At 66.3% G+C, this 13,381-nt stretch carries 15 protein-coding genes; 3 read left to right on the forward strand and 12 right to left on the reverse strand.

Annotation, left to right across the window (positions count from 1 at the left end; all coding sequences use genetic code 11):
• Nucleotides 1-64 precede the first annotated feature (64 nt).
• Entirely contained in the window at nt 65-556 is a 492-nt protein-coding gene (locus tag A5760_RS00985; RefSeq protein ID WP_064877221.1) for a hypothetical protein, read from the forward strand.
• A 224-nt stretch (nt 557-780) separates the two neighbouring features.
• On the opposite strand, the gene A5760_RS00990 is transcribed toward A5760_RS00985, so the two are convergent.
• From A5760_RS00990 to A5760_RS01015, 6 genes are all read right to left on the reverse strand, one after another.
• Nucleotides 781-1,746 carry a zinc-dependent alcohol dehydrogenase family protein gene (locus A5760_RS00990; RefSeq protein WP_231122511.1) on the reverse strand — a complete coding sequence of 322 codons (966 nt, stop codon included), beginning with the start codon at nt 1,744-1,746 and terminating at the stop codon, nt 781-783.
• A gap of 215 nt (nt 1,747-1,961) precedes the next feature.
• Entirely contained in the window at nt 1,962-3,131 is a 1,170-nt protein-coding gene (locus A5760_RS00995) for a 12-oxophytodienoate reductase (RefSeq protein ID WP_064877223.1), read from the reverse strand.
• A 70-nt stretch (nt 3,132-3,201) separates the two neighbouring features.
• A complete protein-coding gene (locus A5760_RS01000; RefSeq protein WP_064877224.1) occupies nt 3,202-4,161 on the reverse strand; it encodes an NADP-dependent oxidoreductase in 960 nt (319 codons plus the stop codon).
• 51 nt (nt 4,162-4,212) lie between these two features.
• Nucleotides 4,213-4,569 carry an alpha/beta fold hydrolase gene (locus tag A5760_RS01005; protein ID WP_064877225.1) on the reverse strand — a complete coding sequence of 119 codons (357 nt, stop codon included), beginning with the start codon at nt 4,567-4,569 and terminating at the stop codon, nt 4,213-4,215.
• On the reverse strand, nt 4,566-5,573 hold the full coding sequence (locus A5760_RS01010) for a hypothetical protein (protein ID WP_064877226.1): 1,008 nt from the start codon (nt 5,571-5,573) through the stop codon (nt 4,566-4,568). Before A5760_RS01010 ends, A5760_RS01005 begins: the two co-directional genes overlap by 4 nt.
• Before the next feature lie 96 nt (nt 5,574-5,669).
• Nucleotides 5,670-6,239 carry a carboxymuconolactone decarboxylase family protein gene (locus A5760_RS01015; protein ID WP_064877227.1) on the reverse strand — a complete coding sequence of 190 codons (570 nt, stop codon included), beginning with the start codon at nt 6,237-6,239 and terminating at the stop codon, nt 5,670-5,672.
• Between the two features lie 141 nt (nt 6,240-6,380).
• Here A5760_RS01015 and A5760_RS01020 point away from each other — a divergent pair, with 141 nt between their 5' ends.
• Nucleotides 6,381-6,944 carry a TetR/AcrR family transcriptional regulator gene (locus tag A5760_RS01020; protein ID WP_064877228.1) on the forward strand — a complete coding sequence of 188 codons (564 nt, stop codon included), beginning with the start codon at nt 6,381-6,383 and terminating at the stop codon, nt 6,942-6,944.
• 100 nt (nt 6,945-7,044) lie between these two features.
• Here A5760_RS01020 and glnA read toward each other — a convergent pair whose 3' ends face one another.
• Nucleotides 7,045-8,481, reverse strand: a complete 1,437-nt coding sequence (glnA, locus tag A5760_RS01025; protein ID WP_064877229.1) for a type I glutamate--ammonia ligase — start codon at nt 8,479-8,481, stop codon at nt 7,045-7,047.
• Nucleotides 8,482-8,725: 244 nt separating this feature from the next.
• On the opposite strand from glnA, the gene A5760_RS01030 reads away from it, so the two are divergent.
• Entirely contained in the window at nt 8,726-9,148 is a 423-nt protein-coding gene (locus tag A5760_RS01030; RefSeq protein WP_064877230.1) for an RDD family protein, read from the forward strand.
• Nucleotides 9,149-9,190: 42 nt separating this feature from the next.
• On the opposite strand, the gene A5760_RS01035 is transcribed toward A5760_RS01030, so the two are convergent.
• The 5 genes from A5760_RS01035 to sucB form a co-directional block, all read right to left on the reverse strand.
• Nucleotides 9,191-9,943, reverse strand: coding sequence for a DUF4191 domain-containing protein (locus A5760_RS01035; RefSeq protein WP_064877231.1), 753 nt, complete (start codon nt 9,941-9,943; stop codon nt 9,191-9,193).
• A 36-nt stretch (nt 9,944-9,979) separates the two neighbouring features.
• Nucleotides 9,980-10,921, reverse strand: coding sequence for a lipoyl synthase (gene lipA, locus A5760_RS01040; RefSeq protein WP_064877232.1), 942 nt, complete (start codon nt 10,919-10,921; stop codon nt 9,980-9,982).
• Complete coding sequence (gene lipB, locus A5760_RS01045) at nt 10,918-11,616, reverse strand: lipoyl(octanoyl) transferase LipB (protein WP_064877233.1); 699 nt, start codon at nt 11,614-11,616, stop codon at nt 10,918-10,920. Before lipB ends, lipA begins: the two co-directional genes overlap by 4 nt.
• A 56-nt stretch (nt 11,617-11,672) precedes the next feature.
• Nucleotides 11,673-12,596 (reverse strand): TIGR01777 family oxidoreductase, encoded by a 924-nt coding sequence (locus A5760_RS01050; RefSeq protein ID WP_064877234.1) that lies wholly within the window; start codon nt 12,594-12,596, stop codon nt 11,673-11,675.
• A gap of 15 nt (nt 12,597-12,611) precedes the next feature.
• A partial coding sequence (gene sucB / locus A5760_RS01055; protein ID WP_064877235.1) for a 2-oxoglutarate dehydrogenase, E2 component, dihydrolipoamide succinyltransferase occupies nt 12,612-13,381 on the reverse strand: 770 nt, incomplete at its 5' end.

Consider the following 13,381-nt stretch of genomic DNA (forward strand, 5'->3'; position numbering starts at 1 on the left):
AGGCACGCTGGCGCGCCTCGCCATCGCATATGTTTCGGGAACCCTTGCCCCGAACGGAGTCCAGATGCGCCCCACTATCTGCGTTGCGGCCGCGGCCGCCGGAGTGGTGACGGCAGCGTGCGGTGGTTCACCGTATGCGGGCATCTCGACGACCACGGGTGGGACCCACACCAACACGGTCACCACGATCGTGTCGCAGGCCACTACCGCTGCCGCCGTCGCGTATCTGCGGTCGCTGATCCCGACGCCGGCGACCACCAACAGAACCGACGGCCCCGATCCCATTCATGACGGCGGCATCCGTTCGCACTTCTTCGTCAACGGATCTTCGACCGACGTGATGAGCGCCTACAAGACCGCGCTGTTGAGCATGAACTGGACGCTGATCGTCGACAGCGCCGGTGGCGGGCCGGGCGGCGGTGGGGCCACGTATACCGCCAGAAACGGCAACGCTTTCGGGGTCTTCACCGGAGGGGGCTTCGGCAGCACGACGGACATCGACGCTTGCGCGTGGCCGTCAGCGCCCGCCGACAAGGACTGCGCGCGCCGCGGATAACAGCCGAGGCAGCAAAATGCGAAACCACCCGCGCGGCAACCTCCACGCGGGTGGTTTCGTCAAGCCGACCAGGCGTCGTAGTACCGCGCGAACAGCGCGACCGCGGAAAACGCCACGGCACCTGCACCGCCGGTGATGTCCCCACCCCTGATACGGCCGACCGGACGTCGCTCACGGCTGGGCTATCAACCACAGCACAGGACGCGACGGTCTGTGCGACCGTCTCAGTTGACCCTTATGACGATCTTGCCGAGGTGCTTTCCGTCGCGCAGTCGCTCGAATGCCCCTCTTGCATCTGAGAATTCGAAGATTTCGTCGATAACCGGTGTGAGCCCGGTGGTGGTGACGGCCCGTATGAGACTTTCAAGCTCTGTGCGGTCGCCCACCGTGATGGACCGCGTGATCGCGTCGCTGCCCTTGAGCAAGAAATAGTCGATGCCGGGATTGTCCTCGCTCAGGAAGCCGATCAGGGTTACTTCCCCTCCCACGGCGACCGCCCGCAATGACTGCTCGATGGTGGCCGGCCCGCCGACTTCGACGACGCGGTCGACGCCGCGACCTCCGGTTAACTCCCGCACCCGTTGGCCCCATTGAGGGTTGGTGCGGTAATTGATGACCTCGTCAGCCCCCAACGACTGCAATACCTGCGCCTTTTGGGTGCTTGAGGTTGTCGCGATGACATGGGCGCCGAGCAGTTTCGCCAGCTGCACGGCGAAGACCGACACGCCGCCGGAACCGAGCGTCAATACGGTTTGGCCGGCGCGGATGGGTGCGGGACCGCCTAGCGCATTCCAGGCGGTGACACCGGCGCAGGGCAGCGTGGCGGCGTGTTCATCCGACAGGCCGGGTGGCACGGCGACTACCGATTCCTGGGAGACCACTTTGTATTCGGTGAGCCATCCGTCCTGTCCGCTGCCGTAACTGTCGGACTCTGCGGTCGCCGGCAGTGGTCCACCGAACCACCTGGGTTGAAACGTCCCCACCACCCGGTCGCCGGGGCGGTAGTCAGCGACGCCGTCACCGATCTCGATGACTTCGGCAACTGCGTCGCTGCACGGCACCAAACCGGGTTTGGCGTCACGCACATAGCGGCCCAGCGGAATCGCGACATCCCGGTAGTTCAGCGAGACGGCTTTGATCCGCAGCAGGACTTCTCCTCGTTGCGGTGAGGGTACGGTTTCGTCGTGCAACTGCAGACCGTCTAGCCCACCGTGGTAATCGAATCGGTATACGCGCACAGCGATACTCCTTTCAGTCGGATGTCAGGTGCGGATGAGACTCGTATTGCCCATCAGGAAGTCAGCAGCGGCCATTATGGGCGCTTCAGCACGCTGAATCCCAGCGCGGCCGATGCAGCGAATCCGCTTCAACGTTTGCAAATTACGTTCCGTCGTGCGTTCGGTGTTCACCGGAGTATGAGTTTGTGTTGGCGCTCGTTGTAGGGGATGAGTTCGTGGCTACGTCCGGCGTGGACTTTGTGAACTATGTCGGGGTTCGCCAGGGCAGCACGCCCGATGGCGGCGATGTCGAACTCGCCGCGTTCGTACTGGCGAACAAGGGCGTGCAGGGAGGCGATGTCCGCGTGACCGTCGGCTGTGGCGCCGGATTCTCCGATGGTCTTGGTGAGCGCGATTGATCCCACGGTGATGGTGGGATTGCCGGTGATCTTCTTGGTCCAACCGGCAAGGCTGAGTTGGCCGTCGGTGCCGGGCAGGTCAGGGAAGGCCGGGTCATAGTGACGGCGTGTTGACGGATGGAAGATATCGACTCCCGCGGCGGTAAGCGGGCCCAGCACCGTTTCCAGTTCGCAGGGTGTGTCAGCGATCCGCGCGTCGAAAAGGTCGGCCTTCCATTGGGAGAACCGGAAGCTGATCACGGTGTCCGGTCCGAGTTCGCTACGCAGGGCGCGGACCAATTCGGACGCGAACCGGGTCCTGTCGGCCAACGTGCCACCGTACTGGTCTGAGCGCTGGTTGGTGCGCTCCCACAAAAATAGGTCCGGCAGGTATCCGTGGGCGCCGTGCACTTCGATGCCGTCAAAGCCCGCCCACTGCGCGTCTCGGGCTGCCTTCACGTAGCTGGCGATGATGTTGTCGATGTCGTTGGTGGATAACGCCTTACCAATCGGTTCACCGTAGAAGTCGAGTCCGGAGGGACTGGCTGTGGGGACATCGGGGAAGAGGGTGGGATGGGTGCCTCGGTAGACGCCTGCGTGCAGCAACTGGGAGAAGATTGCTGCCCCTTCGTCGTGGACCGCCTCGACCACCGGTTTCCATGCCGCTTTCGCCTCGTCGTGGAAGTAGCTGATCATGTCGAGGTCCATTGCGGTGCTCGGGTCGGGGATCAGGGCGGACTCAGTGATCAACAGGCCCATTCCGCCCGCAGCGCGCCGCTGAAAGTAGCGGGCATAGGACGCGGTGGGGATCCCATCGGGTGTGGCATAGCGTGTCATCGGCGCGAGCGCGAACCGGTTGGGCAGCCGGAGCGACCCCACCGACAACGGAGCCAGCAATTCCGAGATGTCGACAGCGTCATCCACTCCAAACGAGTCGGGTGGGCGAAAGTCCTTCGTCATTGGATTCCTCTCAGCGATCGATCAGTACAAGGTGTTTCGCGCGGCTGAGCCCGCGCCGGGCTTGTCTGAGCTACCACGTGAGTACGAGACGACCCCGCAGCCCGCCGGCCTCTAGCCGCCGGTGTGCCTCGGCGGCCCGCTCGGCGGGAAGGGTGTCTGCTACCCGCAGGGTCAGGACGCCGGCCTCGACGAGGTCGCGCAGGGTGTTGAGAACGTCGGTACGTGTGGTGTGTTCGTTGACGAAGACCTTGTGCCACACTATGTTTCGCTCGGTGGCGCCGACGTGTTGGCGGCCCGAGGTGGCGGCGCCGCCATCGCGGATCGCGGGAACGATCGCATCGTTGTACAGCGCGGCGTCGACGACACCGTCGACTCCCTCAGGCAACGCTGCACGAATGTGGTCGACCAACTTGTCTCCGCGGCGGACGACGATGTGCGCCCCTAACCCCTTCACCAACTGCTCGTCGGTTGCAGCGGCATCAGCAATGACGTGCAGCCCTTGATGTTTGGCCAATTGAACGGCGTAGCCGCCTAAAGCGCCGGCCGCGCCCGTCACCGCGACGGTGCCGCCGGCCGGGACGGCTAGTGCCTCGAGCATGGCGTATGCGGTCGCCGCATTCATGAGAAGAGTGGACGCGGCAACGACTGTGGCGTTACTCGGTGCTCGTACAATCGAGCGCTCGTCGGTGACCACGTATTCGGCGTAAGCGCCGACATCGCCGATCGGGCTGAGCGTGAGGCCGATAACTTGTTGGCCAACCGCGACCGGAGCGCCAGTGGGGGACTCGTCGATAACACCGCAGAAGTCCCATCCCGGGACGTACGGCGGTTCGGGGTAGCGTCCTCCAGGGAGCGTGTCTGGCGCATAGGTCCTCTGCATCCAGCCCGACCGGGCCGCTGTATCAGCAGGATTGACCGCCGCCGCCTGCACACGGACCCGAACCTGCCCACGCCCCGCGTGCGGCTCCGGCAACTCCAAGACGCGCAAGACTTCAGGACCACCGAATTCGGTATAGCCGATCGCTTTCATCCCTCACCACAACCAATCATGTGCACTCCTATTCCCGAGAATCGACATTTTTCACCCGACAACGAACATGAAAAGGGCAGGGAAACACGGTGTTTCACCTATCCTGTGGAAAAGGTCAGGGACAAGCACCATCGCCGGCCCGTCGGCGAGCTCATCGATAGCGGCGAGGTCATCGGCCATGTCTTCGAAGGTGACCTCGCTCATCGGACCAACTGAGTGGGCGACGCCGCGCGGCTGGGGCCGCAGCACCCGGTAGCCGGCCTCGACGAGCGCGGCGGTCAGCGCGTCGAAATCGGCGCCACCGTCGCGGCCATAAGGCGGGACGATCACTACCGCCGGTCCGTGCCCGTCGACGCAGGTTTCGATGGACGCGTCTGGTGTGTCGACGACTTCCCCGTACCGGGTCATGGCCGCGCCGCGCCGGATGTTTCGGATCGGGCTGAGTCCAGTGCGACACGCAGCAGCGCCGCGTTGCGCACGATGCCCTGTGGGGGTGCGGTGGTGCCGCCATCGGTGGTGACATAGAAAACTCTGCCGCGCTCTCCGGGGCGGCGTCCCCAAGTGGCGCTGGACGGTCCGACCAGCGCTTCGTCGAAGGGGTCGCCGACGAGGTGACGGACCTCGCTGCCGTGCCGCGGCTGCAGCGGTACCCGGTCGATGGTGTTGGCGCGGTGGCGGGTGACGTAGGCGAACCCGGCGTCCTCGTCGAGGCAGAAGTCGTCGGCGTTGTCGATCGCGGCGACGAACTCCGGTGCCGCGGCCGGGTTGCGTGTCGAGGGATCGACGGCGACGCGCATGAACACTTTTTGTGCGGTCGAGGTGTAGTACAGGTAGCCGGTTTTGGGGCTGTAGCGCACGCCGTTGACGCCCGGCTGGGGTGGGGGCGGCAGGCCGCTGTCGGGGTCGAAGGCCATGGTGTCGTGGGTCAACCACACCTCGGCGGTGGCCGTGTCGGCGCCGCCTGCGAGGTCGACACGCCAGATCAGGCCGGCGAAGCAATCGGCGACCGCCAGCACGTCCGGGCCGAGCAGGCAGGCTCCGTTGAGCCCGCGGACGCGGTCGTCGAACCGGTAGATGGTCTCCGGGATGACAGGGTCGCCGGGAACCCAGCCGACGAGATCGACTCTGACGAGCAGAGATTCGTGGGTCGTGTAGGCCTCGGTGAGGCTGAGGACGAACACGTCGGCCGCGATCTCAACAATGCCGGTGACCGGATGGTCAAAACGATGCACCAAGACCGGGTCCACCAGCGAACCGTTCTCGGCGGCCGGGACGTACCAAAGTTCTTTCTGCAGTACCGCGGTGATCAAGACGGAGCCGTCAGCGCGCACGGCCAGGTTTTCCAGAAAGTACTTCTTCGGGAAGAACGCGACGGGTGCCACCGTGACGGTGGGCAGGGGCACATCAGGCACGGTTGGTCCTACCTTCCGGTGTCTTCAGAACTAGAGCAGGAGGTGCGGGCCACGAAGCCCGGCGGCTGGTGGTCATGGCGAAGGCGGGGGCGGCGCTCACTGGTCCAAACCCGTAGCGTCGGCGGGCACGTCGAACGCGCTCAGTGTCAGGCACACCATGGTGAACCAGCCGAGCAGCACCGTCACGTCAACGACGCCGGCGTCGCCGAGCAGATCCCGGGCACGCCGGTACAGTCCCATCGGAACCACCCGCCCTACCAGCAATGTCGAGGCAAGGTCGTAGACCACCTGCTGACGCGAATCGCTGAAAGATGTCGGCAACCCGGCGATCAAGGCTGCGACGCGCCGCGCGTCGAGCTGGCCGTCCCGCTCGCCGATGATCTCATGTTCGTAGCTGGCGTACGCACTGCGCCATCGGCCGCACACCAGGTTGGTCGCAATTTCGATCTCCGCTTTGCTCAGCGTCGAATCGCGCTGATAGTAAGCGCCGGTCGGCACAATCGTCTTGGACAGCGTCGGGTTAGCCAGCCAGATCTTGTGCGGACCCGGCACCAACCCGCGCAACTCGCGGGTGAAGTCATAAGCCTGCTTCATCTCCGGTGACATCGCGTGCACCGGCGTCTCCACAAACCGGCCGAAAGTTCCGAATCCCCCTGCATCACTCATCGATCCGTCTCCTCGTTAAATCCGAGCGGTCGTGCCATTCAGTTGCAGATAAGAGAATGAGCGCTCATGTTTTTATAGTGTCACCGTCGCCCGCTGACGTCAAACGCGAACGCTCATGTGCGTTTGAGGTAGGGTGTGGCGATGCCGAAGGTGTCAATCGAGTACCGCGCCGAACGGCGCGCGCACATCCTGGCCGCGGCGCGCAGGTGCTTCGTCCGCGACGGCTTCCATGGCACTTCGATGCAGGATCTCGTCGACGAGGCTGGAGTGTCCTCAGGCGCGGTATACCGCTACTTTCCCAGTAAGGACGCCGTCATCGAGACGATCGCCGCCGACAACCTTGATCAGGTTGTCAACGTGATCCGCACGTCGATCGAGGATGGCTTGACCGCCGAAGCGGCCATCGGCGCCGTCCTCGACTTCGTCACCGCCCGTCATGCCGAGGATGGATTTGCAGCGATCGCGCTGCTTGTCTGGTCGGAGGCGATGCGCAATCCCGTTCTGGCGGAACGACTCCGCGCCTCGATTAGCGCCGCAGCACGGCTCTTACGATCGCCCAAACGCCCTGCCCGCGACGCGGCCGCGGTGACCGACCTGCTGTTGTGTGTCCTGCCTGGCTACCTGATGCAGTTGGCCCTCACCGGACCGGCCGCCGTCAAACGCATACCCCGAACCGTGGAGAAAGTCTTCGGACCGTCGGCCTGACGCCATTCGCTCTGGACCAGTTCGCGAGGGCCCGGTCCTCCCGACAGATACGAAACCACCCGCGCGGCGATTGCCACGCGGGTGGTTTCGTCAAGCCGACTTAGACGTCGTAGTACAGCGCGAATTCGTAAGGGTGCGGCCGGATCTGGACCGGCAGGATCTCGTTTTCGCGCTTGAAGTTGATCCACGTCTCGATGAGGTCGGGCGTGAAAACGCCGCCCTCGGTGAGGTATTCGTGGTCTTCTTCGAGCCGGTCGATCACCGCGGACAGCTGCGTGGGCGCCTGCGGGATGTTGGCGGCCTCCTCCGGCGGGAGCTCGTAGAGGTCCTTGTCGACCGGCGCCTGCGGTTCGATCTTGTTCTTGATGCCGTCCAGGCCGGCCATCAGCATCGCCGAGAACGCCAGGTACGGGTTGCCCGACGAGTCGGGGCAACGGAACTCGAGCCGCTTGGCCTTCGGGTTGCTGCCGGTGATCGGGATACGCACACACGCCGACCGGTTGCGCTGGCTGTAGACCAGGTTGATCGGCGCCTCGTAGCCGGGCACCAGACGCTTGTACGAGTTCACCGTCGGGTTGGTGAACGCCAGCAGCGACGGCGCGTGGTGCAGCAGGCCGCCGATGTAGTGGCGGGCGGTGTCCGACAGCCCGGCGTAACCGGTCTCGTCGTACATCAGCGGGCTGCCGTCCTTCCACAGCGACTGGTGGCAGTGCATGCCGGAGCCGTTGTCGCCGAACAGCGGCTTGGGCATGAACGTGACGGTTTTGCCGTGCTGCCACGCCGTGTTCTTGACGATGTACTTGTACAGCATCATGTCGTCGGCCGCGTGCAGCAGCGTGTTGAACTTGTAGTTGATCTCGGCCTGGCCGCCGGTGCCCACCTCGTGGTGGCCCTTCTCCAAGCTGAAGCCGGCCGTGATCAAGTTCTTGAGCATCTTGTCGCGCAGGTCGACGTAGTGGTCGACGGGGGCGACGGGGAAGTAGCCGCCCTTGGGCCGCACCTTGTAGCCGCGGTTCGGGCTGCCGTCGAGCTCGTTCGGCGAGCCGGTGTTCCACCAGCCCGCGATCGCGTCGATCTCGTAGAACGAGCCGTTGGTGCGCGAGTCGAAGCTCACCGAGTCGAAGATGTAGAACTCCGCCTCGGCGCCGAAGTAGGCGGTGTCGGCCACGCCGGTGCTGATCAGGTAGTTCTCGGCCTTACGGGCGATGTTGCGCGGGTCGCGCGAGTACGGCTCGAGGGTGAACGGGTCGTGCACGAAGAAGTTGAGGTTCAGCGTCTTGGCTTCGCGGAACAGGTCGATCTGCGCGGTGGCGGGATCGGGGAGGAGCAGCATGTCGGATTCGTGAATGGACTGGAATCCGCGAATCGACGAGCCGTCGAAGGCCAAGCCGTCCTCAAAAACGCTCTCGTCGAAGAACGAAATCGGGATTGTGAAATGCTGCATAATGCCGGGCAGGTCACAGAACCGGACGTCGACAAATTCGACGTTTTCGTCCTTGGCGAGTTTGAAGACGTCGTCGGGCGTCGTTTCCGTCACAGAATGCTCCTTTACTTGGTGAGATCCGCGGCCTGACGCTATGGAGCAGATGTTGCCCGTCAGTCAACCCGATGTTGCGCGCACGTTACGTGACCATGCCACACGCTAAAAGTGGCCGCGTCGGCGGCGGGTTCTATTGTGGGGCCATGGATCGCAAGATCGTATCTTTTCCGGTGGCCGCGCGCACCGTCCGCCCTCTTTACCAGGCCGTTCCGGCCGGTTATTCGGACCGCGGTCCGCGCCGATGATGGCGGAATCTCGATCCGCATACCCGGGAGAGAAGCTCGGATTTCCGCAGAGCGGGCCGGGATCGCTCGCGCCGATGGGGCGCCGGCTGGGCGCGCTGATGATCGACTGGCTGATCTCGTACGGTCTGGCCGCGCTGGCCATGCGCTTCGGCTGGTTGTCCCAGCCGGCGCTGGCCACCGCGGTCCTGGTGATCTGGTTCGTGCTGGGTGTGGTGTTTTTGCGATTGTTCGGATTCACACCCGGCCAGCTGGCCCTGCGCCTGCAGGTGGTGACGGTCGACGGCCGCGGGCCCGTCGGCCTGGGTCGGGCGGTGGTGCGCGGCGTGCTGGTCGGGACGGTGGTCCCGGCGTTGTTCACCGATTGGGATGGCCGCGGAATGCAGGATCGGCTGACCGCGACGGCCGTGGTGCGTCGCTGAATCAATGGCGGCGATCGCCGGTGAAAGCGGCGAAGCCGCGCGCTACTTGCGGCGCACGGTGCGCTGCACACCGCGCATCTTGCCCGAGTTGGGCAGCGGTCCCTTGGGCATTACGGCGGCGCCGGCCCGCGACCCCAGCGCGGCCAGCCGCGACTCCAGGGTGTCCATCTGCTTGACGGTGATGTTGGCCGGCAGCTTGGTCAGGTGGCGCTCGAGCTTGGCCAGCGACACCTCATCCTCGCCGTTGCCGACGATGATGTCGTAGATCGGCACGTCCCCGATCAGGCGCGCGGTGCGCTTCTTCTCCTGCGCCAGTAGCGGGCGGACCCGGGTCGCCGCCCCCTCGCCGACCAGGATGACGCCGGGCCGGCCGATCACCCGGTGCACGGCGTCGAAGTGGCCGGTCGCGGCCACCCCCGGGGTCACCCGCCACTTGCCGCGCAGGTTGTCCAAAGCCCATGCGGCGGCGCCGGTTTGGCCTTCGGCCTTGCGGTACACCGACTTCTGGGCGCGGCGGCCGAACACGATGAAGGCGACCAGGCCGCCCAGCACCACCCCGAGCGGGATCAGGGTGATCATCGTCAGACCGCCCGCCCAGATGCCGACCCCCACCGAGATGCCCACGATCAGCACGAACGCGCCGATCATGTACGGCAGGAGGCGCTTGTCCTCCTGGCGCTGAATGTTGAACGCCTGCCACAACTGGGTGCGCCGCTCCCGCGCGGCGGCCTTGCGGGCGGCCTGCGCCTGCGCTCGGGCGGCCTTGTTCTCAGCGGCATTGCGGGATTTAGCCATAGTCAAAGAATACGTAGGGCCGAAGGACGAACGCCGCTACCGTGCCGCGGCATCGTCGAGGCGGCTGCGGGCGGCCTGCTCGTAGAGCCGTCCCGCGCGATAGGACGAGCGCACCAACGGCCCGGCCAGCACCCCGGCGAAACCCAGCTGCTCGGCGTGCTGGGCGAACTCGACGAATTCCTCCGGCTTCACCCAACGGTCGACGGGGTGGTGACGCGCCGACGGGCGCAGGTACTGGGTGATGGTGATGATGTCGCAGCCGGCGTCGTGCAGGTCGGCCAGGGCGGTGCGCACCTCGTCGGGGGTCTCGCCCATGCCGAGGATGAGGTTGCTCTTGGTGACCAGCCCGAAGTCGCGCGCCGCCGTCAGCACGTCGAGGCTGCGCTGGTAGGTGAAGGCGGGCCGGATCCGCTTGAAGATCCGCGGCACGGTTTCGACGTTGTGCGCCAACACTTCCGGGCGCGACTCGAACACCTCGGCCAGCCGGGTGGGCTCGCCGTTGAAGTCGGGGATGAGCAGCTCGACGCCGGTCGACGGGTTGAGTTCCTTGATGGCGCGCACCGTCTCGGCATACAGCCAGGCACCGCCGTCGGGCAGGTCGTCGCGGGCCACCCCGGTGACCGTGGCGTAGCGCAGTCCCATCGTGCGCACGCTGTCGGCGACCCGCCGGGGCTCGTCGCGATCCAGTTCGGCGGGCTTGCCGGTGTCGATCTGGCAGAAGTCGCATCGGCGGGTGCACTGGTCGCCGCCGATCAGGAAGGTGGCCTCGCGGTCCTCCCAGCACTCGAAGATGTTGGGGCAGCCGGCCTCCTCGCACACCGTGTGCAGCCCCTCGCGCCGAACCAGGCTCTTGAGCTGGGTGTACTCCGGGCCCATCCGGGCCCGCACCCTGATCCAGGGCGGTTTGCGCTCAATCGGGGTCTCGGCGTTGCGCACTTCCAGGCGCAGCAGCTTGCGTCCTTCCGGTGCGACAGTCACATCGCTGATGCTACGCGGGCGTCGGGGTGGTCACGGACCGGCAGGACGCCGTCCAGGGCGTCGCAGACGGCGTCGCCGACCGCAGTCTGGACGTCTTCGACCGACACCGGGCGGCGCAGCTCGGCCGACAGCGACGTCACCCCGGCGTCGCTGATGCCGCACGGCACGATCGCGCTGAAGGCATCCAGGTCGCAGTCGCAGTTGAGGGCGAATCCGTGCAGGGTGGTCGCCCGCGACACCCGGACGCCGATCGCGGCAACCTTGCGGTCGGGCCGGCCCTCGCCGCCCGGCACCCACACCCCCGACCGGCCCGGCACCCGGATCGCGTCAACGCCCAGGTCGGCGCAGACCTTGATCAGCGCCTCTTCCAGGCGCCGCACGTAGTTGACCACGTCGAGAGGTTCGGCCAGGCCGATGATCGGATACCCGACCAACTGGCCGGGACCGTGCCAGGTGATCTTGCCGCCGCGGTCGGTGTCGACGACGGGCGTGCCGTCCACCGGCCGTTCGTGCGGCTCGGTGCGCCGGCCTGCCGTGTAGACCGCGGGGTGCTCCAGCAGCAGCAGCGTGTCGCTGCCACCGGCCACCCGGGCGTCGGCAAGATCGCGTTGCTGCTGCCAGGCCAGGCGGTAGTCGACAACGCCGAGCTGGCGGACGTCGATCAAGGCCTGGCTGGACCGGATGGACTCGATCACATTCGCGACGGTACTCGGCGGGGGCGGGCCGGGCCCAGTCCGGTCCGGCCGCGGTGCTAGTCGTGTTCGCGCCGGGCCGTGGCGTAGGCGAGCGCCTCGCCAATGGTGTTGTGGTGGAAGACGAAACCCGCACGCTCGAGCGCGGACGGGATGGCGCGCTGTCCCATCAGCAGGCCCTCGTCGGCGAACTCGCCGAGCGCGGCCCGGAGGGCCAAACCGGGCAACAGCAACGGGGTCGGGCGGTTGACCGCCCGACCGAAAGCGGTGGTGAACTCGGCGTTGGTGACCGGCGCGGGCCCGGTCATGTTCACCGGGCCGGATAACTCGGCGTCGAAAATCGCGAACAACAGCGCGCGCACTTCGTCTTCCAGCGTGATCCACGACACGTATTGCCGCCCCCCGCCCAGCCGGGCGCCGAGCCCGGTGCGGAATAACGGCCGCAACCGGCCCAGCGCGCCACCGGCGGGCGACAACACCAGCCCGGTGCGGGCCAGCACCACCCGGGCGCCGCCGTACTGGGCGGGCAGCGTGGCGGCCTCCCAGTCTTCGCACAACCGGGCCAGGAAACCCGTTCCCGCGCGGTCGGTTTCATCGACCACGCGGTCCTTGGTGTTGCCGTAGAAGCCCACCGCGCTGGCGTTGACCATGGTCGCCACACCCGCGTCGGCGACGGCATGCGCCAGCACCTCGGTGGGGGCGATGCGGCTGTCGCGCAGGCTCTGCTTGAAGGCGCCTGACCACCGCCGCTTGCCGATGTTGACGCCGCACAGGTTGACGACGGCGTCGGCGTCGACGAGCGTGTCGGGATCGAGATCGCCGGTCTCGGGATTCCAGTGCAGCTCATCGGCGTTCGCGGGAGCCCGCCGCACGATCCGTAACACCCGGTGATCGGCGGCCCGCAGGGCCGCGGCCAGGGCGGAACCGATCAGGCCGGACGAACCCGCAATCGCGATGACGGAATTCTGACCAGCGCGAGCCACGTTCGCATGTCCTTCTTACAGGCCGAGGTCGGCCTCGAAGGCTCCCTCTTCCAGCCGGTGCTTGATGGTGGTCAGGAAGCGGCCGGCGTCCGCGCCGTCGATCAGCCGGTGGTCATAGGTCAGCGGGAGATAGCAGATCGAGCGAACGCCGATCGACTCGTTGCCGCTGTCGTCGACCACGACCCGCGGCCGCTTGACGATCGCGCCGGTGCCCAGCATGGCGGCCTGCGGCGGAACCAGGATCGGGGTGTCGAACAGCGCACCCTGGCTGCCGATGTTGGTGATTGTGAAGGTGCCGCCGGACAGCTCGTCGGGTTTCAGGTTGCCCGACCGGGCGCGCGCGGCGATGTCGGCGATCGCCCTGGCCAGTCCGGCCAGGGACAGGTCGCCCGCGTTGTGCACGACGGGGGAGAGCAGGCCCTGTTCGGTGTCGACCGCGAAGCCGAGGTGCTCGGCGTCGTAGTAGGTGATCTCTTTGGTGTCCTCGTTGTAGCTCGCGTTGACGTTGGGGTGGATCTTCAGCGCGTCGATCACCGCGCGGGCGATGAACGGCAGGAAGGTCAGGTTCACCCCCTCGCGCTCGGCGAACGCCGCCTTGGCCCTGGCCCGCAACCCGACCAGCCTGGTCATGTCGACCTCGTGCGTCTGGGTGAGTTGGGCTGTCGCCTGCAGGGATTCGCGGGTCTTGTTCGCGGTGATCTGCCGGATCCGGCTGGCCTTCTGGGTGGTGCCCCGCAGGTGCGCCAGCGCGGGCGCCGGGGTGGGTGCCGCGGCGGCCGTCGTGG

Origin of the sequence: Mycobacterium colombiense, from assembly GCF_001665835.1 — a bacterium.
GTDB lineage: Bacteria > Actinomycetota > Actinomycetes > Mycobacteriales > Mycobacteriaceae > Mycobacterium > Mycobacterium colombiense_A.